This window comes from Streptomyces sclerotialus, assembly GCF_040907265.1.
Taxonomy (GTDB): Bacteria; Actinomycetota; Actinomycetes; order Streptomycetales; family Streptomycetaceae; genus Streptomyces; species Streptomyces sclerotialus.
The window spans coordinates 2868806-2893473 of the sequence record NZ_JBFOHP010000002.1; the positions used below are offsets into that span (position 1 = coordinate 2868806).

At 72.8% G+C, this 24668-nt stretch carries 24 protein-coding genes and 1 pseudogene; 17 read left to right on the forward strand and 8 right to left on the reverse strand.

The genetic code is table 11. The annotated features are described in order from the left end of the window. Positions 1-63: 63 nt before the first annotated feature. The 4 genes and pseudogenes from AAC944_RS12785 (at position 64) to AAC944_RS12800 (ending at position 5463) form a co-directional block, all read left to right on the forward strand. Entirely contained in the window at positions 64-1323 is a 1260-nt protein-coding gene (locus tag AAC944_RS12785; protein ID WP_030618417.1) for an NAD(P)/FAD-dependent oxidoreductase, read from the forward strand. 2 nt (positions 1324-1325) lie between these two features. Beyond that, on the forward strand, positions 1326-3926 hold the full coding sequence (gene nirB / locus AAC944_RS12790) for a nitrite reductase large subunit NirB (RefSeq protein ID WP_030618420.1): 2601 nt from the start codon (positions 1326-1328) through the stop codon (positions 3924-3926). Beyond that, positions 3923-4299: pseudogene (gene nirD / locus AAC944_RS12795) on the forward strand (nitrite reductase small subunit NirD). Before nirB ends, nirD begins: the two are co-directional and overlap by 4 nt. A gap of 216 nt (positions 4300-4515) precedes the next feature. Then, on the forward strand, positions 4516-5463 hold the full coding sequence (locus AAC944_RS12800; protein WP_030618424.1) for an oxidoreductase: 948 nt from the start codon (positions 4516-4518) through the stop codon (positions 5461-5463). On the opposite strand, the gene AAC944_RS12805 is transcribed toward AAC944_RS12800, so the two are convergent. Continuing rightward, positions 5432-6838, reverse strand: coding sequence for an FAD-binding oxidoreductase (locus AAC944_RS12805; protein WP_030618427.1), 1407 nt, complete (start codon positions 6836-6838; stop codon positions 5432-5434). The genes AAC944_RS12800 and AAC944_RS12805 overlap by 32 nt on opposite strands. A 5-nt stretch (positions 6839-6843) precedes the next feature. Beyond that, a complete protein-coding gene (locus AAC944_RS12810) occupies positions 6844-7311 on the reverse strand; it encodes an ATP-binding protein (protein ID WP_368397167.1) in 468 nt (155 codons plus the stop codon). A 236-nt stretch (positions 7312-7547) separates the two neighbouring features. Here AAC944_RS12810 and AAC944_RS12815 point away from each other — a divergent pair, with 236 nt between their 5' ends. Together AAC944_RS12815 and AAC944_RS12820 are read left to right on the forward strand one after the other, a co-directional pair. Continuing rightward, positions 7548-8372 carry a helix-turn-helix domain-containing protein gene (locus AAC944_RS12815; RefSeq protein WP_438272823.1) on the forward strand — a complete coding sequence of 275 codons (825 nt, stop codon included), beginning with the start codon at positions 7548-7550 and terminating at the stop codon, positions 8370-8372. Further along, positions 8369-8623, forward strand: a complete 255-nt coding sequence (locus AAC944_RS12820; protein WP_030618435.1) for a DUF397 domain-containing protein — start codon at positions 8369-8371, stop codon at positions 8621-8623. The genes AAC944_RS12815 and AAC944_RS12820 overlap by 4 nt, the downstream gene beginning before the upstream one ends. Here AAC944_RS12820 and AAC944_RS12825 read toward each other — a convergent pair. The 4 genes from AAC944_RS12825 to AAC944_RS12840 form a co-directional block, all read right to left on the reverse strand. Further along, complete coding sequence (locus AAC944_RS12825; RefSeq protein ID WP_196943112.1) at positions 8604-9224, reverse strand: TetR/AcrR family transcriptional regulator; 621 nt, start codon at positions 9222-9224, stop codon at positions 8604-8606. The genes AAC944_RS12820 and AAC944_RS12825 overlap by 20 nt on opposite strands. 189 nt (positions 9225-9413) lie before the next feature. Next, positions 9414-9743, reverse strand: a complete 330-nt coding sequence (locus tag AAC944_RS12830) for a hypothetical protein (RefSeq protein WP_030618441.1) — start codon at positions 9741-9743, stop codon at positions 9414-9416. A 145-nt stretch (positions 9744-9888) separates the two neighbouring features. Beyond that, a complete protein-coding gene (locus tag AAC944_RS12835) occupies positions 9889-11289 on the reverse strand; it encodes a condensation domain-containing protein (RefSeq protein WP_030618442.1) in 1401 nt (466 codons plus the stop codon). Between the two features lie 241 nt (positions 11290-11530). Then, entirely contained in the window at positions 11531-11779 is a 249-nt protein-coding gene (locus AAC944_RS12840; protein ID WP_030618443.1) for a hypothetical protein, read from the reverse strand. A 185-nt stretch (positions 11780-11964) separates the two neighbouring features. Here AAC944_RS12840 and AAC944_RS12845 point away from each other — a divergent pair, with 185 nt between their 5' ends. Next, the gene (locus AAC944_RS12845) at positions 11965-12717 is read left to right on the forward strand and encodes an IclR family transcriptional regulator (protein WP_030618444.1); all 753 of its coding nucleotides are present in this window, start codon (positions 11965-11967) and stop codon (positions 12715-12717) included. Between the two features lie 57 nt (positions 12718-12774). Here the strand turns inward: AAC944_RS12845 and AAC944_RS12850 are convergent, their stop codons facing one another. After that, the gene (locus AAC944_RS12850; RefSeq protein ID WP_030618447.1) at positions 12775-13212 is read right to left on the reverse strand and encodes a MarR family winged helix-turn-helix transcriptional regulator; all 438 of its coding nucleotides are present in this window, start codon (positions 13210-13212) and stop codon (positions 12775-12777) included. A gap of 139 nt (positions 13213-13351) precedes the next feature. Between AAC944_RS12850 and AAC944_RS12855 the strand changes: the two genes are divergently transcribed. The 10 genes from AAC944_RS12855 to AAC944_RS12900 all read left to right on the forward strand — a co-directional run bounded on the left by AAC944_RS12855 (position 13352) and on the right by AAC944_RS12900 (position 23339). Next, a complete protein-coding gene (locus AAC944_RS12855; RefSeq protein ID WP_030618450.1) occupies positions 13352-14194 on the forward strand; it encodes a CoA transferase subunit A in 843 nt (280 codons plus the stop codon). Continuing rightward, on the forward strand, positions 14194-14973 hold the full coding sequence (locus tag AAC944_RS12860) for a CoA-transferase subunit beta (protein ID WP_030618452.1): 780 nt from the start codon (positions 14194-14196) through the stop codon (positions 14971-14973). The genes AAC944_RS12855 and AAC944_RS12860 overlap by 1 nt, the downstream gene beginning before the upstream one ends. A gap of 9 nt (positions 14974-14982) precedes the next feature. Beyond that, complete coding sequence (pcaH, locus tag AAC944_RS12865; protein ID WP_030618455.1) at positions 14983-15750, forward strand: protocatechuate 3,4-dioxygenase subunit beta; 768 nt, start codon at positions 14983-14985, stop codon at positions 15748-15750. Further along, positions 15750-16328, forward strand: coding sequence for a protocatechuate 3,4-dioxygenase subunit alpha (gene pcaG / locus AAC944_RS12870; RefSeq protein WP_030618459.1), 579 nt, complete (start codon positions 15750-15752; stop codon positions 16326-16328). The genes pcaH and pcaG overlap by 1 nt, the downstream gene beginning before the upstream one ends. Beyond that, positions 16315-17736, forward strand: coding sequence for a 3-carboxy-cis,cis-muconate cycloisomerase (gene pcaB / locus AAC944_RS12875; protein ID WP_037772637.1), 1422 nt, complete (start codon positions 16315-16317; stop codon positions 17734-17736). The genes pcaG and pcaB overlap by 14 nt, the downstream gene beginning before the upstream one ends. A gap of 62 nt (positions 17737-17798) precedes the next feature. After that, the gene (gene pcaDC / locus AAC944_RS12880; RefSeq protein ID WP_030618466.1) at positions 17799-18974 is read left to right on the forward strand and encodes a bifunctional 3-oxoadipate enol-lactonase/4-carboxymuconolactone decarboxylase PcaDC; all 1176 of its coding nucleotides are present in this window, start codon (positions 17799-17801) and stop codon (positions 18972-18974) included. Positions 18975-19114: 140 nt separating this feature from the next. Beyond that, positions 19115-20383, forward strand: coding sequence for an ABC transporter substrate-binding protein (locus AAC944_RS12885; protein WP_030618469.1), 1269 nt, complete (start codon positions 19115-19117; stop codon positions 20381-20383). Beyond that, positions 20380-21294: a carbohydrate ABC transporter permease gene (locus AAC944_RS12890; RefSeq protein WP_030618472.1), complete on the forward strand. Its 915-nt coding sequence runs from the start codon at positions 20380-20382 to the stop codon at positions 21292-21294. Before AAC944_RS12885 ends, AAC944_RS12890 begins: the two co-directional genes overlap by 4 nt. A gap of 3 nt (positions 21295-21297) precedes the next feature. Continuing rightward, positions 21298-22134 carry a carbohydrate ABC transporter permease gene (locus AAC944_RS12895; RefSeq protein WP_030618475.1) on the forward strand — a complete coding sequence of 279 codons (837 nt, stop codon included), beginning with the start codon at positions 21298-21300 and terminating at the stop codon, positions 22132-22134. Between the two features lie 284 nt (positions 22135-22418). Then, positions 22419-23339 carry a TauD/TfdA dioxygenase family protein gene (locus AAC944_RS12900; RefSeq protein WP_030618477.1) on the forward strand — a complete coding sequence of 307 codons (921 nt, stop codon included), beginning with the start codon at positions 22419-22421 and terminating at the stop codon, positions 23337-23339. Between the two features lie 7 nt (positions 23340-23346). Here the strand turns inward: AAC944_RS12900 and AAC944_RS12905 are convergent, their stop codons facing one another. Next, positions 23347-24339: an ArsR/SmtB family transcription factor gene (locus AAC944_RS12905; RefSeq protein ID WP_078888714.1), complete on the reverse strand. Its 993-nt coding sequence runs from the start codon at positions 24337-24339 to the stop codon at positions 23347-23349. Positions 24340-24668 lie beyond the last annotated feature (329 nt).

The following is a 24668-nucleotide window of genomic DNA, read 5'->3' on the forward strand; positions in this document are numbered from 1 at the left end:
GCGTTCCCCGAAGGAAACGACCGGGATGCGGACGGGTAACAGCCGCCCCGCAGGCTTCTCGGCATGACCTCGAAACAGCGCGTGGTGGTGATCGGCGGCGGGATGGCCGCCGCCCGGCTCGCGCGTCAGCTCGGCACCGGCGGCAGCCGGGGGGACGCCCGGTACGCGGTGACCGTGATCGGCGAGGAGCCGCACGCACCGTACAACCGCGTCCTGCTCGCCGAGGTGCTGGCGGGCCGCTACGCCCCCGACGTGATCGCGCTGCCCGCGGTCCCCGGGGCGCGGTGGCTGAGCGGCGTACGGGCGGTCCGCGTCGACCGTGACGTGCGCCGGGTGCACTGCGACGACGGCCGCGCCGTCCCGTACGACGTCCTCGTCCTGGCCACCGGCTCCAACCCCGTACTGCCCCCGCTGCGCGGCCTCTTCGCGCCCGGCGCCGGCGATCTCCCGCGCGGCGTCCACCCCTTCCGCACGCTGGACGACTGCCGGGCGCTGGCCGCCGCCGGGGGCCGCCGCGCGGTCGTCATCGGCGGCGGGCTGCTCGGCGTATCGGCCGCCCGGGCACTCGCCGAACGCGGCGCCCAGGTCGTCCTCGCCCACCAGGGCGAGCACGTGATGGAGCGCCAGCTGGACGCGGCGGCTGCCGGGCTGCTCACCGCCCACCTGACCGACCTCGGCGTCGAGGTGCACACCGAGTGCCGCGTCCGCGGCCTGCGCACCGCGGACGGCGCGGTCAGCGCGGTCGAACTGGCCGACGGGTACGCGCTCGACGCCGACCTGGTCGTCCTCGCCTGCGGGGTACGCCCCCGTACCGGCCTGGCCGCGGCCGCCGGGCTCACCGTGCGGCGCGGCATCGTCGTCGACGACGCGCTGCGCACCGACGACCCCCACGTCTTCGCGATCGGCGACTGCGCCGAGCACGACGGCGTGACGTACGGGCTGGCCGGGCCCGCGCTGGAGCAGGCCGACCTGCTGGCGGCGCGGCTGCTCGACGACGCGGCGCGCGCCTACCGCGGTACGCGGGCGCTCACCCGGCTGACCCTGGGCGGTGCGGGCGCCGCGTCCGGCTCCGGCCCCGCCGCCGTCCTGGACCTCGCCGCCTTCGGCGAGACCGTCCCGGCCCCCGGCGACGACGTCATCCGGCTCAGTGACGCCACCCGCAGCGCGTACCGCCGCGTCGTGATCCGCGGGGACCGGCTGGTCGGCGGCATTCTCCTCGGCGATCTCGGCACCGTCGGCGCGCTCGCCCGTACCTGGGAGGGCGACGAACCACTGCCCGCCGCTCCCGTGCTCCACCTGCTCACCAATGATGGAGGCCACTGACCATGACTGCCACTCCCACGATCGTGCTCATCGGCCATGGGATGGTCGGCCAGCGCTTCCTGGAGGCCCTCGCGGACCGCGGTGTCACCGGCTCCGCACGCGTCGTCGTCCTGTGCGAGGAGCCCCGCCCCGCGTACGACCGGGTCCAGCTGACCTCGTACTTCTCCGGCCGCAGCCCCGAGGACCTCTCCCTCGTCGAGGCGGACTTCATCGAGAAGCACGGCATCGAGCTGCGCCTCGGTGACCCGGCCGAGACCATCGACCGCGCCACCCGCACGGTGACCGCCCGCTCCGGCTTCACCGTCCGGTACGACCAGCTCGTCCTGGCCACCGGTTCCTACCCCTTCGTCCCGCCGGTCCCCGGCAAGGACAGCGAGGGCTGCTTCGTCTACCGGACGATCGAGGACCTGCTCGCCATCGAGGAGTACGCCAAGAACGTCTCCTCCGGCGCGGTGGTCGGCGGCGGCCTCCTCGGTCTGGAGGCGGCGGGCGCGCTCAAGGGCCTGGGCCTGGACACGCACGTCGTGGAGTTCGCGCCGCGGCTGATGCCCGTACAGGTCGACGAGGGCGGCGGCGAGGCGCTGCGCCGCACCATCGAGGACATGGGCGTCACCGTGCACACCGGCGTCGGCGGCAAGGAGATCACCGCGGGCGAGGACGGCGCGGTGACCGGCATGGAGCTGTCCGACGGCTCCCGCATCGACACCGACATGGTGATCTTCTCGGCCGGTGTCCGCCCCCGCGACCAGCTGGCCCGCGACTGCGGCCTGGAGGTCGGCGAGCGCGGCGGCATCGTCGTGGACGCCTCCTGCCGCACGGCGAACGACCCCGCCGTCTTCGCGATCGGCGAATGCGCCCTGGCCGCCGACGGCCGGGTCTACGGCCTGGTCGCCCCCGGTTACGAGATGGCCGAGACGGCAGCGGCCGCCATCGCCGACCCGAGCCGGGAACCCGCGGGTTTCACCGGCGCCGACACCTCCACCAAGCTCAAGCTGCTCGGCGTGGACGTGGCGTCCTTCGGTGACGCGCACGGCACCACCGAGGGCTGCCTGGACGTGGTCTACGCCGACTCCCGCTCCGGCGTCTACAAGAAGCTCGTCATCGGCGCGGACGGCGCGCTGCTGGGCGGCGTGCTGGTCGGCGACGCCGAGGCGTACGGCACGCTCCGCCCGCTCACCGGTTCCGTGCCGCCGATCTCCCCCGAGCAGCTGGTCCTCCCCGCCGGAACCGGTGCCCCCGTCGCCCTCGGCCCGTCCGCCCTCCCGGACGAGGCAGTCATCTGCAACTGCCACAACGTCACCAAGGGCGCCATCCGCGCGGCCGTCACCGAGCACTCCTGCGGCACGGTCCCCGAGGTCAAGAAGTGCACCAAGGCCGGCACCGGCTGCGGCTCCTGCGTGAAGGCGCTGACCACCCTGGTCAACGACGAGCTGGAGGCGAGCGGCGTCACCGTCGACAAGGGCCTGTGCGGCTGCTTCCCGCACACCCGCGCCGAGCTGTACGAGGTCATCCGCACCCTGCGCCTCACCTCGTACGAGCAGCTCCTCGCCTCGCACGGCCGCCCGGAGGCCCGGGACGGCGACGGCTGCGAGGTCTGCAAGCCGACCGTCGGCTCGATCATCGCCTCGCTCGCGCCGACCCTCGGAGCCAGCGGTTACGTCCTGGACGGCGAGCAGGCGGCCCTCCAGGACACCAACGACCACTTCCTCGCCAACCTCCAGCGCAACGGCTCGTACTCGATCGTGCCGCGCATCCCCGGCGGCGAGATCACGCCCGAGAAGCTGATCGTCATCGGCGAGGTGGCCCGCGACTTCGGCCTCTACACGAAGATCACCGGCGGCCAGCGGATCGACCTGTTCGGCGCCCGCGTCGATCAGCTCCCCCGCATCTGGGCCCGCCTGGTCGACGCCGGCTTCGAGTCCGGCCACGCGTACGGCAAGGCGCTGCGCACGGTGAAGTCCTGCGTCGGGCAGACCTGGTGCCGCTACGGCGTCCAGGACTCCGTCCGGATGGCCATCGACCTGGAGCTGCGCTACCGGGGCCTGCGCTCCCCGCACAAGCTCAAGTCCGCGGTCTCCGGCTGCGCCCGCGAGTGCGCCGAGGCCCGCGGCAAGGACTTCGGCGTCATCGCCACCTCCAACGGCTGGAACCTCTACGTCGGCGGCAACGGCGGCGCCGACCCGCGCCACGCCGACCTGCTCGCGCAGGACCTCTCCGACGCCGAACTGATCCGCCTGATCGACCGCTTCCTGATGTTCTACATCCGCACCGCGGACCGCCTGGAGCGCACCTCGGCCTGGCTGGAGCGCATCGAAGGCGGCCTGGACCACGTCCGCGACGTCGTCGTCCACGACTCCCTCGGCCTCTGCGCCGAGCTGGAGTCCCTGATGGCCGACCACGTGGCCCACTACCGCGACGAATGGGCGGAGACCCTCGACGACCCGGAGCGCCTGGCCCGCTTCGTCTCCTTCGTCAACGCGCCGGACGCGCCCGACCCGTCCGTCCGCTTCGTCCCCGAGCGGGACCAGATGAAGCCCGACCTGGACCTGCTGGCCGGCCCCACCCTCCCCGTCCGCACCCTCGAAGGGACCGTTTCCCGATGACCGAGACCCTCGACCGCCCGCTGACGACCGGCACCGTCGAACTGCGCACGGACCGCGGCTGGCTGGCCGTCTGCGCCCCCTCCGGGCTCGTCCCCGGCCGTGGTGTGGCCGTGCTCCTGCCCGACGGCGGACAGGCCGCCGTCTTCCTGGACCGCGCCGGCCGTACGTACGCGATCGGCAACCGCGACCCGTTCACCGGCGCCTACGTCCTCTCCCGCGGCCTCACCGGCTCCGCCGACGGCCGCCCGTACGTGGCCTCCCCCTTCTGAAGCAGCGCTTCGACCTGGAGACGGGCACCTGCCTGGACGACACCACGGTGTCGGTCCCGGTCTACGAAACCCGCCTGACCCCGGAGGCCGCAGCCGCCGCCTGATCGGCTCCCCCGGCGGCCCGGCCCCCCCCTCGCCCGGCCGCCCCGCCCACCCGGCTGCCCCGCCCGCGCCTTCCCTGCCCTGCCCGGCGCGCGGCGGGGCGGTCGCGTACGGGGAGGGCGTGCCGGGAGACCCTTCGTCCGGCCCACGGGACGTACGTCGTACCCTGGCCCCGGCCGAGGAGCACCGTCGAGCAACACGCACCGAGGAGTCCAGACATGGCCCGCCGCTGGAGCACGTCCCACATTCCCGACCAGACCGGCCGGCTGGCCGTCGTCACCGGCGCCAACAGCGGCCTCGGCTACGTCACGGCCCGTGAGCTCGCCCGCCGCGGTGCGCGGGTGATCCTCGCCTGCCGCGACAAGGACCGCGGCGCCGCTGCCGCAGCGCAGCTGCACGCCGAGGTCCCCGCCGCCGACTTCGAGCTGCGTACGCTGGACCTCGCCGACCTGGCCTCCGTCCGCGCCTTCGCCGCCGACCTGGCCCCGGACCGCCTCGACCTGCTGATCAACAACGCCGGCGTGATGGCCCTCCCCCACCGCCGCACGGCCGACGGCTTCGAGATGCAGTTCGGCACCAACCACCTCGGCCACTTCGCGCTGACCGGCCTGCTCCTCCCGGCGCTGCTCGGCACGCCGGGCGCCCGCGTCGTCACGGTCTCCAGCGGCCTCCACGCCCTCGCCGACATCGACCTGACCGACCTCAACTACGAGCAGAACCGGTACCGCCGCTGGATCGCCTACGCCCGCTCCAAGTCGGCCAACCTGCTCTTCACGCACGAGCTGGCCACCCGCCTCGGCCGGGCCGGCGCTGACGTCCTGTCCGTGGCGGCGCACCCCGGCTACGCCGCCACCAACCTCCAGACGGCCGGCGTCCGCATGGAGGGCCGCGACCGCGCCGAACGCCTCGCCACCCTCGGCAACCGCGTCTTCGCCCAGCCCGCCGAGTCCGGCGCGCTGCCCACGCTGTGCGCGGCGACCGCACCGGGCATGCGCCCCGACGCGTTCCTCGGCCCCCAGGGCGGCCTCCGCGGCGCACCGGCCCCGTCGTTCCGCGCCCCCTGGACGAGGAACGACACCACGGCGGCGGCGCTCTGGACCGCGTCGGAACAACTGACGGACGTGACCTACGACTTCACGCCTTCGACGCCGCCGAAGCAGGCCTGACGTTCTGGTTCGTGTGGAAGACGTTGTCCGGGTCGTACTTCTGCTTGACCCGCGCCAGCCGGTCGTAGTTCTCGCGGTAGGTGGCCCGGACCCGCTCCTCCCCTTCTCCCTCCCCAAGGAAGTTCACGTACGAGCCGCCCATGGAGTAGGGGTGCAGCGCTTCCATGTACCCCACGCACCATTCCTTCAGGGCCGCGGCGTTCGCCGGGTCCGGGTCGATCGCGGCGTACACCCCTGACCACACCGCGTCCCGGTAGCTCCACGCGGTCGCGTCGTTCGCGACCCGGTGCGCGGCCCTGTCCACCGGGTACAGGTGCATGGTCGACAGTCCGCTCGGCAGTTCCTCCCCGTACCTGCGGTGGATCTCCAGCGCCTCGTCCGGGACCCGGTCGAAGAAGTCACCCCGCCAGTACCACTGCAGCCCCGGCGGCAGCAGCTCGTCGAACATGCTCTGCAGCTCCACGTACGGCATCGGCGTCGTGAAGTGGAAGGCCGGCTCCCCCGCCTCGCGCGCCCCCGCGAGCGCGTCCCCGATCACCGCCTCGGTCCGCCCGGGGTCACCGGTGTGGCACCACACCACACCGCACATCTTCCGCCCGTGCAGCTCCTCGGGGAACGGCGGCCCGGGCGGCACGGCCAGCACCGCGAAGAACCCGTACACGTCCTCGTCGGCCTGCGGCATGAACTCCCGGTACCAGGCGAGCACTTCGGGCGTACGGTCCACCGGCCACACGGTGGTTCCGACACCGACCGTGCCCACCGGGTGCAGCCGGTACGTGAACGACGTGACGACCCCGAAGTTCCCGCTCCCGCCGCGCAGTGCCCAGAACAGGTCCTCGTGCTCGCTCTCGCTCGCCGTGACGAAAGACCCGTCCGCCAGCACCACGTCCGCCGCCACCAGACTGTCCACCGTCAGGCCGTACTTGCGGGTGAGGTACCCGTGCCCCCCACCCAGCGTCAGCCCGCCCAGCCCGGTCGTCGAGTTGATACCGGTGGGCACGGCGAGCCCGAAGCCCTGCGTCGCATGGTCCAGGTCGCCGAGCGTGCTCCCGCCCCCGACCTGCGCGGTCCGGGCCTCGGGATCGACCCGCACCCACCGCATCGACGCCAGGTCGGCGGTGACCCCGCCGTCCACGATCCCCAGCCCCGGCGCGCTGTGTCCCCCGCCCCGTACGGCGAGGTCGACCCCCTTATCCCGCGCGAACGCGATGACGTCCCTGACGTCGACCACGTCCCGGCACGGGACCACGGCCGCCGGCCGCTTGTCGAGCATCCCGTTGTAGACCTTCCGGGCCGCGTCGTATCCGGAATCCTCCGGCCCGATGACCGGCCCTCGCACCGCGATCTTCAGCGCTTCGAGAGTTTCGGTGTCCATGTGGCTCAGAGTCCTGCCGCCGCGGCACCCCCGCAATGCCCGACGCCGGACTGCCCGGCCGGCAGTTCCAGCTCGGCGAGGAGGGTCTTGCCGAGGGGGCTGCGGGGGCGGGCGGTCCAGTGAGTGGCGAGCGCGGACACGAGGTGCAGTCCGCGTCCGGAGTCGGCGTACGGGAAGGGGGTGGAGAGCGCATCGGCGGTCGGCGGGACGCGTTCGGCCCGGGTGTCACTCACCTCGATGCGGAGGGTCGCGGGCGCCGCGGCCGGCGCGAGGAGCGTGAGGGAGAGTTCGAAGTCCCGTCCGGGGACGCGCCCATGGGTGGCGGCGTTGGCGGCGAGTTCGCCGACGACCAGCCGCGCGGCGAAGGAGGCGTCACTCCCGTGCGGGACGCCCCACTCTACGAGGCGCCGCTCGGCGAGCAGCCGCGCCAGGCGCGCCCCTCGGGGCGTGGAGCTGAAACGACGCGTGAACATACGTACGGTGACGGGTGACCGGGGCAGGCGATGAGCCGGCGGGATGAGCATGGGCCAACGATCGACCTGGAAACCGCCCGTTGACCAGGCATGCGACTCGTACTCCCGCCCACCGTACGAGTCCGGAGTATGGACAGTACGCATCACAGCGCGTAACCATGTGCGCGTCGGGCGGGGAGTCGGGGCGGGTGCACCGGAGGTGACCGGACGTGGTGATCGATACGGGTATGACGGGCATGACGGGTTGCGGCGGCGAACCGGAGTCGTCGGACAGCCTGAAGGGTTTCGGCGCGGTCGCCAAGGCCTTCCGCGAACGGGCCGGGCTGACACAGGAGCAGCTGGCCCCGCTGGTCCAGTACGCGCCGCACACGGTCGCCTCGATCGAACAGGGCCGCCGTTTCCCACCGCGCGACTTCGTGAACCGCGCCGAGGAAGTCCTCGACGCCTTCGGCGCCCTGAGAGCCGCCGCCCGCCACCTGTCCCGCCAACCGGGCCTGGCAGCCTGGTTCCGCCAGTGGGCAAAGCTGGAGGAACAGGCGGTGAGCCTCTGCACGTACGAGTGCCGGGTGGTACCCGGCTTGTTGCAGACCGAGGGGTATACGCGCGCAGTGTTCCACTGTCGCGTACCGCCCCTCACGGACGACGAGATCGGGGCCAGGCTCGCTGCCCGGCAGGAGCGACAACTGCTGCTGCGCGAGCGACCGAACACGGCGTTCAGCTTCATCCTCGAAGAGGCGCTCTTCCTGCGCCGCGTGGGAGGCGTGGCGGTGACGCGCGAGCTGATCGACCACGTCATCGACTGCGCAGCCCTGCGCAACGTCGAGGTGCAGGTCATGCCGCTCGCGCGCGAGGAACACGCCGCCCTTGAGGGGCCTATGCAGCTGCTGGAGACCCCGGACACCTGTTGGTACGGCTACATCGAGGGCCAGCGCACCGGGCAGCTGATCACCGACGCCAAGGAGATCAGCGTGCTCCAGATGCGGTATGCCAAGATGCGCTCACAGGCCCTTACTCCCGAGGACTCCGTCGGCCTGCTGGAGCGGATGCGAGGAGCGCTATGAGTCACGCCGAGCTCGCCTGGTTCAAGAGCAGTTACAGCACAGGTGACGGCGACAGCTGCGTCGAAGTGGCCCTCTCCTGGCGGAAGTCCAGCCACAGCGGCTCCGACGGCGACGACTGCGTCGAGGTCGCGGCGACCCCCGACACCGTCCACGTCCGGGACTCCAAGGACGCGGCGGGGCCGCGGCTCGCCGTTCCCGCGGCCGCGTGGTCGGAGTTCGTCGCGTACGCGACTACGCAGACGCGCCCGTGAGGGCTTCGCGGGAGAGGCCCAGTTCGCGGGCCAGCGCCTCCTCCGCCCACTGGAGCATGGTCGTGCGCGACAGCGGACCCTGGTAGGAGGTCATCTGGACGGCGAGGCCGTCCAGGAGGGCGGTGAGGCGCCAGGCCGCGGCCTTGGGGTCGGGGCAGTCGAATTCGCCGGCCGCCGCGCCTTCGGCCATCACGTCGGCGAGGGCGGTCTTCCACTCCTGGTCCAGGCCGCCGGCCGTCTCGCGGAGGACGGGATCGCGGAGGGCCGCCGCCCAGCCCTCGATCCACAGGCGCCAGCCCTTGGCCTGGCCGGCCGGTGCGTACCAGCGGACGGCCGCGCGCAGGCGGCGCACGGCGGTCGTGCGGCGGCCGAGAAGGCGGCGCAGGTGGGCGAGGTCGGCCTCGGCGGCGTGCGCGAAGGCCGCCGCGACGAGCTTCTCCTTGGTGGCGAAGTGGTACAGGACCAGGGCGTTGGAGACGCCCAGTGCCGAGGCCACGTCGGAGACGCGGACCGCCGCGACCCCCCGTGCTTCGATCTGCTCGATGGCGGCGCGCAGCAGCTCCTCGCGCCGCTCGGCCACGTTCAACCGGACTCTTGCCACGCGGCCAGCCTACAGCCGGGGGCGTGCGCAAACCCTTGACACCGCGCGGCGGCGGAACCGCCACGACCCGCTCCCATTACTGACTGTGCGTTCAGTTAGTTGCGACGGGGGGCCGGAGCCGGGCGTGTCAATGAGCCCGCTGATCGAATACTCAGCCAGCGGGCTGGGCGCTGCCAAAAGGGGTGCGGCTCAGTCGTGGTGGCCGAGGCGCCGGTCCAGTGCGCGGTCCGCGCGGCTGACGGCGTCGGCGGTGGCCCGGCGGGCGGCGTCCGCGTCCGGGAGGCCGAGTGCGGCGGCGATGCGGTCCCACTCGTACCCGGAGGCCAGCAGGGCACGGACGGCGCCGCCGAGCGCGGAGTCCGCCGCGGCCCGCACCCGGCCGATCTCGGCGAGCGTGGCCAGCAGGTCGGGGGCGGTACGCGCGGCCGCGCTGTGCTGCCCGGCGGCGGCCAGCGACTGGTCGGTGGTGACCCACCAGTCGCCGGCGGTGGCGGCGGGGAGTTCCGGTGTCAGGGTCATACGGCCAGAGTAACGACGCCGGACCGCTTGACGGGCCTCTTGGTCCACTGAGCGGACCACCACTGCCGCTCCTCATGAGGGATGTCCGGATGAGGGATGTCCGGATGAGGGGCGGCCGGACCTCGCCGGTCCTCAGAACTGGTCCTCAGAAGGTGCCGGCCGCCGTCATGTTCGCCAGCGTCTGCCGGAGGGTGCCGCCCAGGGCGGCCTTGGTCTTCCGGGCCTGGGGGGTGTCGACGTGGATGGCGTTCATGTGCAGTCCGGTGTCGTTCCGGTGGAACCAGAAGCAGATGCCGTTGCTGCGGGAGACCCAGAGGTGCTTCTTCGCGTTCCGCGCCGTGTGGTGGGCGGCACCGGGTGACTTCCGGAAGTCCAGGTAGGAGAAGAAGTTGACCGCGTAGGGCCAGTACCGCTGCTCGGTGTAGTCCTGCGGGGCGAGCAGGTGCCACGCCTTGACGAAGGGCACGTCCGCGTGGCGCCGCATCTCCGCGCAGGCGTCCCGTACGCCCGCCATGACGTCCGGGAACTCCTGGTCCTCGGCCACCGGGAATTCGATGGGCATGGTGTTGATGTACCAGCCCATGGTGTGCGCGTGGGCGCCCCGGCCGCGTTCGTTGACCGGCATGAGGCCCCGGTAGACGTCGGGCCCGCCCTCCTTGCGGAGGGATACCCCGACGGCGGCCAGCACACCCATGAACAGCCGTCCGCCGACCGCCTCGCACCGGGCCGCCAGCGCGTCGGCCTCCCGCTCGTGCAGAAGCGTTTCCGTCACATTGACCGTGGGGTACAGCCGGCCCGGTTCGACACCGAGGTCCAGCGGGAACGGCGGGAAGAAGCAGTCACCGCGCGCGATGAACTCCTTCCAGCGGCCCAGCCGGGCGTCCGCCGCGTCCATGGCCGCGTTGTCCTCGCGCTGCGCACGGCTGAAGTCGAGGTAGCTGCCCACCTCGGGGAGGGCGGGCTCCTCGCCGCGTGCGTACGCCGCGTACGCGGTGGCGATGTCGTTCACCGCGATCGGCGTCGACAGCCCGTCGGTCACCAGGTGGTCGCAGGCGAAGTACACCGTGGTGGACTCGTCCCGGACCACCGCGCCCATGATGATCAGCGGCCAGGAGAGCGTGTCGACCCGCTGGAAGAACCGGTGCAGGTAGTCGCGGACCTCCTCGGCGGAACCGGCCGGTCCCACGTCCACGCATTTGAGCTCGACGTCCTCCGGGGTCAGGGCGTCGCAGGACAGATCGCCGGCGAGCTGCTGGAATGTGCAGCGCAGCACTTCGTGGCGGCGCACGAAGTGCAGCAGTGCCGATTCCAGCGCGGCGCGGTCGACCGGCCCGGAGATCTCGAACGACCCGGCCACGTAGGCGGAGACGGCGTCGTCGTCGCCATGGGTGTCGTGGGCCACCGCGAAGTGTTTCGCCTGGTTGTACGTCGTGGTCTCGGATGGCTGGGAGGGTTCGGCGGCGCCGTGCATCCGCGCGGTCACCACCGACCACTCGAAGACATGTCCCGGGGCGATCTCCGCGTCTCCGATGGGTACCTGAAGCACTATGGCTCTTTCCGTCGCCTGTCAGTTGCCGTGTCGCTCGCGCGGTCAGGGCGGCCATGACCCGGACCCGCTCTTTCACCCAACGAGCCGGGATGCCGACAGAAACGGGGTACCGATCGTCGTACCGGTCCGGGGTCAGCCCTCGGCCCGCTCCACCTTGTCGATGAGCAGGGCGTATGCGAGCAGGCCGACCAGGACGACGAGGGCGATGCAGCCGAGCGCCCAGGCGAAGGCCGGTTGCTCAGCAGGACCCGCAGGTCGGCGCGGATGCTGGTGTCCGGTATCCCTGCTGGGTGCCGGAGAGGTGCAGCTCCTCCTTGATGTGCGGCAGGGCGGCCGAGAGGTGCGTACGGTCCAGGTGGTTGATCGCCGTGATCACGGAGAGGCAGGCGAGCAGCCCGTAGCGGGCGCGGCTGAGCGCGGGGCGGCGGTGTCGGGGACGACGGGCGGGGGCGAGGCGGGGCGCAGGGTCGCACTCATGCGGGGACACCTTCGTCCGGTCCGCTGCGCGGATCGGGGTCCGCGGTACGGAGCTGGTCCGCTGTGCGGGCCGCTCGGTCCGAGCTGCGGTGTCGATAGAACGTGTGCTGACTACCTGCAAGAGGTTGCTGACGAGTAATCGCAGGATCACCTGCCCCTGGTCCGCGCAGCGGACCTCGTCCCATACTGGTCGCCATGAGCGAGAGCGAGCGCGGCGGCATGCGGACGGTTCAGCGGGCCATCGACATCCTGGGGCTCTTCGGGGAGGAGCGCCCCGCGCTGACTCTCCGGGAGATCGTCGAGGGCAGCGGACTGCCCAAGACCACCGCGCTCCGCCTGCTCCAGACGCTCCGCATGAACGGCCTGCTCTGGCTGGACGAGCACGGCAGATACACCGCGGGCCCGACGTTCCTGCGCTGGGTCCGGCTGGCGGACCAGGGCTGGCGCCTCCCGGCCACCGCCCGGCGCGCGCTGCGCGAGCTGGCGGCCGAGCACCGGGAGACGGTGCACCTGTACGTACGGCGCGACGCGCACCGGATCTGCATCGCCCAGGAGGAGGGCCCACAGGCGCTGCGGCACGTCGTACGGGTCGGCGACGAGCTGCCGCTGTGGGCCGGCGGGCCGTCCAAGGTGCTGCTGATCGGCGCGGACGCGGCCCTGGTCGAGCGGGTCGCGCGCCGCTCCCCGCACGGCGCACAGCACTCCCGCACGCTCACCGAGTGGGCGGCGGAGGCGGCCCGCGCCGGGTACGCGGTCAGCCATGGCGAGCACGAGGAGGGGCTGTCCTCGGTGGCCGTGCCGGTGCGCTCGCGCGGCGGCGAGGTGGTCGCCGCGCTGTCCTTCGGGGGCCCGTCCGCGCGCTTCACCGCCGAGCGGGTGCCGCGCTTCGTGTCGTCCCTGACGGCGGCGGCCCGCACGGTGGGCGGCGGCCTGCCCCTCACGGGCTGACCTGCGGCGGCGGCCCGGCCCGCGCCTCCTCCCTCCCGGTCCGCGGCGCCGGATCCGCTAGCCCCGCAGCTCCTCCGCCGCGTCCGCGACCCGGGCGATCAGGCGGAGCAGGGTCTCCTGCTCGCCCTCGTCCAGCGGAGCCAGGAAGACCCGGTTCATGCGGGCCGTGCGCGTGGTGAGCTTGCGGTGGTGGCGGGCGCCCTCGTCGGAGAGTTTCAGGACGTTCCGGCGGCCGTCGCGCGGGTCGCGTACGCGCTCCACGAGGCCGCGGCGGACCAGCCGGGCGACCACGTCGGCGATGGTCGAGCGGTCCAGGTGCACGTGCTCGCTCAGCGTCCGCTGGTCGATGTCGGGCTTCTCGACCAGCGCGTTGAGCACCGCGAACTGCGGGGAGGTGGTCTCCTCGGACACCATCGCGCCCCACAGCAGCGAGTGCGCCTGCTGCAGGCGGCGGGCCAGGTGCCCGGGATGGGTGCTGAGATCGACCGCGGCCATGTGGCCTCCCATTGACGAATGAGGAACTGGGTGGAAGTCTACGGCCCATCGCCGAATTAATCAGTGCACTGAGCATTTCTTTCGGCAGTGCGCGCTCACCGTCGGCACCGTTCTTTGGACCCACACCCGCGGAGTGATGATGGCCGAGATTCGCAGCCTCGACGACGCCGTGGCGGACCTCATCCACGACGGGGACACCGTCGCCATGGAGGGTTTCACCCACCTGATCCCGTTCGCCGCGGCGCACGAGATCATCCGCCAGGGCATCACCGACCTGACCCTCGCCCGGATGACGCCGGACGTCATCTACGACCAGCTGATCGGCGCAGGCCTGGTCAAGAAGCTGATCTTCTCCTGGGGCGGCAACCCCGGCGTCGGCTCGCTGCACCGCTTCCGTGACGCCGTCGAGAACGGCTGGCCGCGCCCCCTGGAGCTGGACGAGCACAGCCACGCCGGCATGGCGAACCGTTACGTCGCGGGCGCGTCCAAGCTCCCGTTCGCCGTGCTGCGCGGCTACCGCGGCAGCGACATCCCCGGTCGCACGGACACCGTCTCCACCGTGACCTGCCCGTTCACCGGCGAGAAGCTGGCGGCCGTCGCCGCGCTGAACCCGGACGTCACCGTCATCCACGCCCAGCAGGCCGACCGCGCGGGCAACGTGCAGCTGTGGGGCCTGACCGGCGTGCAGAAGGAGGCCGCGCTCGCCGCGAGCCGGGTGCTGGTCACCGTCGAGGAGATCGTGGACACCCTGGAGCCGCGCCCCGGCGGCATCACCCTGCCGACCTGGGTGCTGGACGCGGTCGCCCACGTGCCCGGCGGCGCCCACCCCTCGTACGCCACCGGCTACTCCGTCCGCGACAACGCCTTCTACCAGGCCTGGGACCCGGTCGCGCGGGACCGCGAGGCCTTCACGCAGTGGATCGAGACGCACGTACGCGGCGCCGAGGCCGCAGCCCGTACGGCCGAAGGAGCGAACGCCTGATGTCCGAAGCGAACGCCCCCGAGGCGGAGTTCACCCGCGACGAGCTGATGGAGGTCAACGCGGCCCGCGCGCTGGCCGGCGCGAAAACCTGCTTCGTCGGCATCGGCCTGCCCAGCACCGCCGCCAACCTGGCCCGCGCCACCGTCAATCCGGGCCTGGTCCTCATCTACGAGTCCGGCACGATCGGTTCCAAGCCGACCGCGCTGCCGCTCTCGATCGGCGACGGCGAACTGGCCGAGACCGCCGACGCGGTGGTGCCGGTGCCGGAGATGTTCAACTACTGGCTCCAGGGCGGCCGGATCGACGTCGGCTTCCTCGGCGCCGCCCAGGTCGACCGGTACGCCAACATCAACACCACCGTCGTCAGCCGCGGCGACGGCAAGCCGGAGGGCCGCCTCCCCGGCGCGGGCGGCGCGCCCGAGATCGCCGCCAACTGCGGCAAGGTGCTGATGGTGCTGCGCCACTCGACCCGCAACTTCGTCCGCGCCCTGGACTTCGTCACCACGCTCGGCCACGGAGCAGGGCCCAAGGACCGGGCCGCGCTGGGCATGCCGGGCGCCGGCCCGGTCGCCGTCATCACCGACCTCGGCGTGCTGCGGCCCGACCCGGACACCGCCGAACTGGTCCTCACCGAACTGCACCCCGGTGTCACCGTCGAGCAGGTGCGCGAGGCCACCGGCTGGGAGCTGCGGGTCGCGGACGAGGTGGGCACCACCGCGCCGCCCACCGCCGAGGAACTGGCCGCGCTGCGGGCGCTCAAGGCCGCAGGGAAGAAGTAGGAGACCACCATGGCACTCACCCAGGCCGACATCGACCGCGAAGTCACCGAGCTCCAGGACGCGTACGACAAGGCACGGGCCGGCGGCGCGCCCGCCGCGCACCACCCGCCGCGGGACTACGCCCCCTACCGCTCCAGCACGCTGCGCCACCCCAAGCAGCCGCTGGTCGCGGTGCACGGCGACCCGGAGACCGTGGAGCTCTCCGGTCCCGCCTTCGGGCACACCGACGTCACGGACCTCGACAACGACCTCACCAAGCAGCACCACGGCGAGCCGCTCGGCGAGCGGATCACCGTCTCCGGGCGGCTGCTGGACGGCCGCGGCCGTCCCGTGCGCGGCCAGCTGGTCGAGATCTGGCAGGCCAACGCCTCCGGCCGGTACGCCCACCAGCGCGACCAGCACCCCGCGCCGCTGGACCCCAACTTCACCGGTGTCGGGCGCGTGCTGACCGGCGACGACGGCAGCTACTCCTTCACCACCATCAAGCCCGGCGCCTACCCCTGGCGGAACCACACCAACGCCTGGCGCCCGGCCCACATCCACTTCTCGCTGTTCGGCGACGCGTTCACCCAGCGCCTGGTGACGCAGATGTACTTCCCGAACGACCCGCTCTTCCCGTACGACCCGATCCTGCGCTCGGTGACCGACGAGTCCGCCCGGCAGCGGCTGATCGCCGCCTACGACCACGACCTCTCCCAGCCGGAGTTCTCGCTGGGCTACCGCTGGGACATCGTCCTGGACGGCCCGTCCGCCACCTGGATCGAGGAAGGCCGCTGATGACCGAGCAGCACACCCCCGCGCCCGCCCCCACCCCGTCGCACACCGTCGGCCCGTTCTACGGGTACGCGCTGCCCTTCCCCGGCGGCGGTGAGATCGCCCCCGCCGGCCACCCGGACACGATCACGCTGCACGGGTACGTGTACGACGGTGCCGGTGAGCCGGTACCGGACGCGCTGCTGGAGTTCTGGCAGGCGGACCCCGCGGGCTCGCTCGCCGGGAAACCGGGCTCACTCCGCCGCGACCCGGTGACCGGCGGCCACTACGGCCGCAACGGCGTGGACTTCACCGGCTTCGGCCGGGTGCCCACCGACGCCGACGGGCACTACGCGGTCCGTACGCTGCCGCCGGGCGGCGCCCCGTACGTCTCGGTCTGCGTCTTCGCGCGCGGCCTGCTGCACCACCTCTTCACCCGCGCCTACCTCGCCGAGCCCGCCGGCGACACGCTGCTGTCGGGTCTGGAGCCCGCGCGGCGGGAGACTCTTCTCGCCAGGGCCGAGGCGGACAAGCACCGTACGTACCGCTTCGACATCCACCTCCAGGGCGAGAAGGAGACGGTCTTCCTTGCCTTCGACTGATCCGACCGGGGGACCGGCCACCGGCCCGGACGACGTGGGGCTGCTGGCCCCCGTCCGGGCCGGTTCGGCGGCCGAGGCCGCGACCGGGGACGCCGCGTTCCTCCAGGCCATGCTGGACGCGGAGGCCGCGCTCACCCGGGCACAGGCCGCGCTCGGCGAGGCCCCGGCGGCCGCGGCCGAGGCCGTGACGGCGGCGGCCGACGTGCGCCGGTTCGACGCGCGCGACCTGGCGCTGCGCGCCCGCTCCGGCGGCAACCCGGTGATCCCGCTGGTCGCGGACCTCACCGCGGCCGTGAAGGAGAGCGCGCCGGACGCCGCCCCGTACGTCCACCGGGGCGCCACCAGCCAGGACGTCTGGGACACCGCCGCGATGCTGGTCGCGTCGCGGACGGTGGCCCTGGTGCTGGCCGACCTCGCCCGGACGGCGGACGCGCTGTACGGGCTGGCGGACGCGCACCGCGGCACGGTCATGCCGGGCCGTACCCTCACCCAGCACGCCGTGCCGACCACCTTCGGGCTGAAGGCGGCGGGCTGGCGGACGCTGGTCCTGGACGCGTACGAGCGGCTGGCCGCGGTCCGGCTGCCGGTCCAGCTGGGCGGTGCCGCGGGCACGCTGGCCGCGTTCGGCGCGCTGTCGGAGACGTTCACGCCCGAGGACGGGCCCCGGCTGATCGCCGCGTACGCGGCCGAGGCCGGGCTCGCCGAGCCGGACCTCCCCTGGCACACGCTGCGCACGCCCGTCGCCGACCTGGCGTCGGCGCTCGCGTTCGCCACCGGCGCGCTCGGCAAGATCGCCGCTGATGTGCTGGTGCTCTCCCGTACCGAGTGCGGCGAGGTCGCCGAGGGCAGCGGCGGGGGCTCGTCCGCGATGCCGCACAAGGCCAACCCGGTACGCGCGACGCTGCTCGCCGCGGCGGCGCGGCAGGCACCCGGCCTGGCCGGGACCGTGCTGGGCTCGCTCGCCGCCGAGGACGAACGCCCGGCCGGGGCCTGGCACGCCGAGTGGCAGCCGCTGCGCGAGCTGCTGCGGCTGGCCGGCGGCGCCGCCGAGCAGGCCGCCGGGCTCGCCGCCGGCCTGCGCGTCTTCCCGGACCGGATGCGCGCGAACCTGATGCGGACCAAGGGCCTGATGGCCGCCGAGCGGCTGTCCGCCGTGCTCGCGCCCGCGCTCGGGCGGCAGGCGGCCAAGGCCGCGCTGACCCGCGCCTCCCGCACCGCCGTCGAGGAGGACCGCACGCTGGCCGAGGTGCTGCGGGCCGACCCGGAGGTGGCCGGTGCGCTGCCCCCGGAGGAGCTGACCGCACTGGCCGACCCGGCCGCGTACACCGGCTCCGCCGCCGTCCTCACCGACCGGGCACTGCGCCGGCCCGGCCCGCCCGTGCCACCGCCGTCCGCGGCCGGCGCCTGACAGCCGCCCCGCCGGGCACCCGCTCCCCACCCGTACCCGTCACTCCCCCGAGGAGGTCCCCCATGGCCGAGCTCCCCCACCACCGACTCGACGGACCGCAGGACGCGCCGCCGCTGATCCTCGGTCCGTCCCTCGGCACCTCGCTCGACGTCTGGGAGCCGCAGCTGGCCGCCCTGACGCGTACCCACCGTGTGCTGCGCTGGGACCTGCCGGGGCACGGCGGTTCGGCGGCCGGGCTGGTGCCCGCCGAGGCAGCCGTGGACGACCTCGCCCGGCTCGTGCTGGGGCTGGCCGACAAGCAGGGCTGGGACACCTTCGCGTACGCCGGGATCTCCATCGGCGGCGCGATCGGCCTGACGCTGGCGGCCGGCCACCCCGAGCGGCTGACCCGGCTGGCCGTGGTGTGCTCCTCGGCCCACTTCGGCGGCCCGGACACCTGGCAGGAGCGGGCCGCGCAGGTCCGCGAGGACGGCACGGAGGCGATGGCGGCCGGCCGCCCGGGCACCTGGTTCGCGCCCGAGTTCGCCGCGACGCCGCGCGGCCAGGCCCTCATCAAGGACCTCCTCGACACCGACCCGGCCGGGTACGCCGCCTGCTGCGAGGCGCTGGCCTCGTACGACATCCGGGACCGGCTCGCCGGGATCACCGTGCCCACGCTGGTCGTCGCGGGCCGCGAGGACCCGGCGACGCCGCCCGCGCACGCCCGGGAGATCGCCGACGGCATTCCCGGCGCGAGCCTGACCGAGGTCGCGGGCGCCTACCACCTCGCGGGCGTGGACCGGCCAGGGCCGGTGACCGCCGCGCTCGCCGCGCACTTCGCGACCGCTGCGGACGCGGACGCCAGGCCGGAGGAGGCACCGGCCGACGACGCGGGCCGCCGCGCCGCCGGCATGGCCGTCCGCCGGGCCGTCCTCGGTGATCTGCACGTGGACCGGGCCGAGGCGAAGAAGACCCGGTTCACCGCCCGCTTCCAGGACTTCATCACCCGGTACGCCTGGGGCGAGATCTGGACCGGCGGCACGCTGGACCGCCGCACCCGCAGCTGCATCACGCTGACCGCGCTGATCGCCCACGGCCACCACTCCGAATTCGCCATGCACGTACGGGCCGCGGTACGCAACGGCCTCACCCCCGAGGAGATCGGCGAGGTACTCCTGCAGAGCGGCGTCTACTGCGGCGTCCCCGCCGCCAACACCGCCTTCGGCATCGCCCAGGAGGTACTGGCCGAGCTGGAGTGACCTGCGCGGCGGGGGTGCGTACGCCCCGTCCGGAATGATCCCCCGCGCGTTTCATGTGGGTGTCATGCGTGCATCACACCGGTGCGGCAGAGTGGTCGCCGCACCGGGTCGATCATCGACGAGCGCTGGGGGCATCAGGCATGACGGACTTCGGCAGACGGCGGCTGTTGGCGGCCGGCGGCGGTATCGCGCTCACCGGCGCCCTGGCGTCCTGTGGCTCCAACACCGGCCGGGGCGGCGGGGCTTCGGGCCCGGCGTTGAGCCAGTGGTACCACCAGTACGGTGAGCCCGGCACCGAGCAGGCGGTGAAACGGTACGCCGATGCGTACGACAAGGCCGACGTCACCGTCCAGTGGCGGCCCGGCGACTACGACCGGCAGACCGCCGCGGCCCTGCTGACCGACTCGGGCCCGGACGTCTTCGAGGTCAACGGCCCGACGCTGGACCAGATCCGCGGCGGCCAGGTGGTCGACCTGACCGACCAGGTCGCGCCCGCCAAGGACGACTTCAACCAGGCCGTGCTCGCGCCGAAGATCTGGCAGGACAAGATCTGGGCCGTCCCCCAGGTCGTCGACATGCAGCTGCTCTACTACCGCAAGAGCATGCTCGAGGACGCCGGGGTGCAGCCGCCCCGCACACTCGAGGAACTGGTCGACGCCGCCCGCGAGCTGACCGCCAAGGGCCGGAAGGACAAGGTCAAGGGGCTGTTCCTGGGGAACGACGGCGGCGCGGGCGCCCTCGGCGGCACCCCGCTGTACGCCGCCGGCCTCTCGGTCGTCACCGAGGACGGCAAGGTCGGCTTCGACGACCCGGCGGCGGCCCGCACGCTCGGGAAGATCCACGAGCTGTACGCCGACAAGTCCCTGCTCCTCGGCGCGCCCGCCGACTGGTCCGACCCGGCCGCCTTCACGCAGGGCCTGACCGCCATGCAGTGGTCGGGGCTGTGGGCGCTCCCGCAGGTGAAGAAGGCGCTGGGGGACGACTTCGGGGTGCTGCCGTTTCCGGCGGACGGCCCGGGCGGCAAGGTCGCGGTGCCGGTCGGCGCGTACGGCTCGGCGGTGAGCGCGCGCGGCAAGCACAAGAAGGAGGCCGCGGAGTTCGCGAAGTGGCTGTGGGTCGACCGCACGGACTACCAGCGGGACTTCGCGCTGTCGTACGGCTTCCACATCCCGGCCCGGATCTCCCTCGCCAAGAAGGCGAAGGAGCTGCGGTCCGGCGCGGCGGCCGACGCCGTCGCGTACGCCACGGACCACGGCTACGCCGAACCGCTGCTCTGGACCACCGCCTCGAAGACCGCCTATCAGGACGCGCTCAGCCGCATCATCAAGAACGGCGCGAACCCGGAGTCGGAGCTGACGGCGGTCGTACGGAAGACCGGCACCGAGCTGGACCGGGTCAGGAAGAAGTGATCCGCACGCTGCTGGGCGCCCAGAACCGCAACCTGTGGTTCTGGGTGTTCGTCGGCCCGTTCGCGGTCGGGCTGGCCCTGTTCACGTACGTACCGCTGCTCTGGAGCGTCTGGCTCAGCTTCTTCGACGCGCACAACACCGTCACCCCGACGCGCTTCGTCGGGCTGGACAACTACCTCGCGATGCTGGGCGACGGCGCGTTCCTCAGCAGCCTGGGGACGTTCCTGCTGTTCTCGGCGTTCATCGTGCCCGCGACGTACGTGCTGTCGCTGGGGCTGGCCCTGATGGTGAACCGGGTGCGCATCGCGCAGGCGTTCTTCCGGTCGGTCTTCTTCCTGCCGACCGCGTGCAGCTACGTCGTCGCCTCGCTGGTGTGGAAGCTGTCGATCTTCAACGGGGTGCGGTTCGGGCTGGCCAACACGGTGCTGGGGTGGTTCGGCGCCGATCAGACGGCATGGCTGTCGTCGACCGACCCGCCGTGGTACTGGCTGGTCATCGTCACCGTACGGCTCTGGCTCCAGGCCGGCTTCTACATGATCCTCTTCCTGGCCGGGCTGCAGCGGATCTCGCCCCGGCTGTACGAGGCGGCCGCGGTGGACGGCGCGAAGCCCGGCTGGCAGACGTTCCGGCACATCACCTTCCCGCAGCTGCGGGCGACTTCGGTGGCCGTCGTCCTGCTCCTCGTCATCAATGCCTTCCAGGCCTTCGACGAGTTCTACAACCTGCTCTCCGACTCCCGCGGTTACCCGCCGTACGCCCGGCCGCCGCTGGTCTACCTGTACTACATCGCGCTCGGCAGCGAGCAGAACCTCGGGCTCGGCAGCGCGGGCGCGGTGATCCTCGCGCTGATCATCGCGGTGGCGACCATCGTCCAGGCCCGCTGGTTCGGGCTGGGCCGCAAGGAGGACTGACCGGTGGACCAGGCACTCATCCGGGCGGGCCGGGCCCTGCGGCTGGCCCTGCTGCTCGTCCTCGCGCTGCTGTTCCTGATCCCGTTCTACCTGCTGCTGCGCAACGGGCTGGCGACCGAGGCCGACATCACGGCGCCGGACTGGACGTTCTTCCCGCGCTCCCTCCAGTGGGACAACGTCGGCGAGCTGTTCGCGGACCCGAACCTCCCCATGGCGCGGGCGCTGCTCAACTCCTCGGTGATCGCGGTGGCCACGACGCTGGGCACGCTGCTGCTCGCCTCGCTCGCCGGGTACGGTCTGGCCCGCATCCCGTACCGGCACGCGAACGCGGTGTTCTACGCGATCCTCGGCACGCTCATGGTCCCGGCGGCGGTCACCTTCGTGCCCAGCTTCGTCCTGGTTTCTTCCCTCGGCTGGATCTCGACCCTGCGCGGCCTGATCATCCCCACCCTTTTCTCCGCGTTCGCGTGCTTCGTCTTCCGGCAGTACTTCCTCGGCTTCCCGCGCGAGCTGGAGGACGCGGCGCGGGTGGACGGGCTGGGGTACTGGCGGACGTACTGGCGGGTGGTGGTGCCGAACTCGCGGCCGGTGTTCGCCGCGGTCGGCACGATCGTCTTCATCGGGGCGTGGAACGCCTTCCTGTGGCCGCTGGTGATCGGCCAGGACCGGGAGGCGTGGACGGTGCAGGTGGCGCTGTCCACGTTCACCACCGCGCAGAACGTCAACCTGCACGAGCTGTTCCTCGCGGCCGCGGTCTCGATCCTGCCGCTGGTCCTGGTCTTCTTCCTGCTCCAGCGGTACATCGTCGCCGGAGTGGAGCGGACCGGCATCGACGACTGAGCCGGGCCTGGTGACGCCCGGCGCTGGCCTGGTACGGTGCGAACATGATGGCGCTTACACCTTCCCGTGTGCGGGAGCCGCAGGACTGCGGCCCCCACGGTGAGTGCGCGCCCCGCGGCCTGAGCTTCCTGCGCCGCCGCGGCCGGGTGGGGTCTCCCCCGGCCTGCGCCTGTCGCTGACGTTCCACAGCACCGGCATCACCTACGCCCCTGCCCGCTGACCGGGCCCTGGGCGTGTTTCTCGCTTTCGCGTTCCCTGTCCCCCTAGGAGGACCAGTGACGATCATGGCTACCCCTGTCCTGCGCGACCACCGCATCCCCGACGGCGGCCTCTACGAAGGGCAGCGCATCCTGAACCGGCTGCCCGACGGCTGGGAGGAGCGCCCGTACGAGCGCTTCGAGGTCGTCCCGCAGGCCCGCACCATCGGCGCCGAGATCCGCGGCCTCGACCTCTCCCGCCCGCTGGACGACGCCCTGCGCGCGGAGCTGAACCGGGCGCTGCTGGAGTGGAAGGTGCTCTTCTTCCGCGGCGCGCACCTCACCTCGGCCCAGCAGCGGGACTTCGCGCGCAACTGGGGCGAGCTGGAGACCAATCCGCTGCTGGCGCGCGGTGACTCCGAGGACGTGGTGCGCTTCGACAAGAAGGACCCCACGGCTCCCACCTTCGAGAACGTCTGGCACACGGACGTGACCTTCCGGGAGCGGCCCGCACTGGGCGCGGTGCTCCAGCTGCGCGAGGTGCCGCCGTTCGGCGGGGACACCATGTGGGCCGACATGGCCGCCGCGTACGACAACCTGCCGCAGGAGGTGAAGGACCGCATCGACGGCGCCACGGCCGTGCACGACTTCATCCCCGGCTTCGAGCGCTTCTACCCGGCCGAGCGACTGGCCCCGCTCCAGGAGCAGTTCCCGCCGGTCGAGCACCCGGTCGTCCGCCGCCACCCGGAGACCGGCCGCAAGATGCTCTTCGTCAACACCTCCTTCACCACCCGCATCGTGGGCTGGGACCGGGACGAGAGCGACCGCATGCTGCGGCTGTTGTTCCAGCAGGCCCATGTGCCGGAGTTCCAGGTGCGCTTCCACTGGCAGGCGGGTGACGTGGCGTTCTGGGACAACCGGGCGACGCAGCACTACGCGGTGGCCGACTACGCGCCGCACGGGCGGGTCGCCGAGCGGGTGGCCATCGCGGGCGACCGGCCGTTCTGACGGCCGCTCACGGCTCCGCGGGGGCGCCGCCGCGGATGAGCGCGGCGCCCAGCGGGGTGAGGGTGTGCAGGACCGCGTTGCCCTGCCGCAGGGTGACCAGCAGCCCGGCCTCCCGCAGTACCGTCGCGTGCTGGCTGGCGGAGGCCAGCGACACCTCGGCGCGCCGGGCCAGTTCGCTGGTGGTGCAGCCGCCGCCGATGCCCCGCAGGATCGCGGAGCGGGTGCGGCCGACGAGCTTGCCGAGCGAGCGGCCCGGCGCCGCGGCCGCCGTGGGCCGCGGGGCGTGGTGCTCGACGGGGTAGACCAGGACGGGAGTGAGGTCCGGGTCGTACAGGGTGACCGGGGTGCGGCGGCAGAAGAACGACGGGACCAGCAGCAGGCCCCGCCCGTCCAGGTACAGGTCGCGGTCGACGGGGTAGTCGGCCTCCAGGACGGGCGGCCGCCAGCGCATCATGGGCGGCAGCGACCCGAGCAGCCGGTCGGCGCCGCCGTCCAGCAGGGCCCGGCCGCGGGCCGCCCGGTCGGCCTCGATCCGGGCCTGTACGTGCGGCCAGTACGGCGCGATGGCCGCGTCGTGGTAGCGGCGCAGGATGCCGGTCAGCTGGTGCAGCGGCCGGGTGTCGCCGTGGGCGAGGTCGCGCAGCCAGGGCTGGGGCGGCCGGCCGTCGGCGAGCCGGCCGTCGGTGAGCCGGGTGAGGTCGCGGTGCAGCCGCGGGGCCGGAGTGGCCTTCAGCGCGGCGAGTGCGTCATCGATTCCGAGCAGCCCTTCGGGGGGCGTAAGGAAATCGGGAAAATATCCCTTGGCCGGTATCAGCGGGGAGAGGTAGCGTGTTTCACCATTCAACCGGGAGCGGGTTTCCGTACGCCATTCGTTGAGCGCCGTACCACCCTGCCGGTCCCGAAGTCGGTGAAAACTTAAAACGGTCTCCCAGAGCACATCAGGGCGTGCGGCGATCCGCACGCGGGCCAGATCCGGTCCACTGAAATGGACGCGCAGCACCGAAACCCCACCATCGCCATCAGTCGTCGGCCCCCGAGCACCCGAGTATGCACACGCCCATGTGGGGTCACCACGCCCTTTTGGCCAGATCTGAAAAGGGTCGCGCCGGGACCGAACTCCCGGAATGCTGATACTCAATTCGGCGGCGATACGGACGGCACGGATTGCTCGGACCCGTGGGGGGTGACGAGCCGTCACCGGCCGTCCCGCTACCCGCCGAAGGCCGCCGCCCGGGCCGAGCTGGCGGCGGCAGCTCCCGAGGGGGGAGTCCGGAAAAGGCGAGGGCGGCACCTCCGCACAGGTGCCGCCCTCGTTTCAGGCGAACCGGA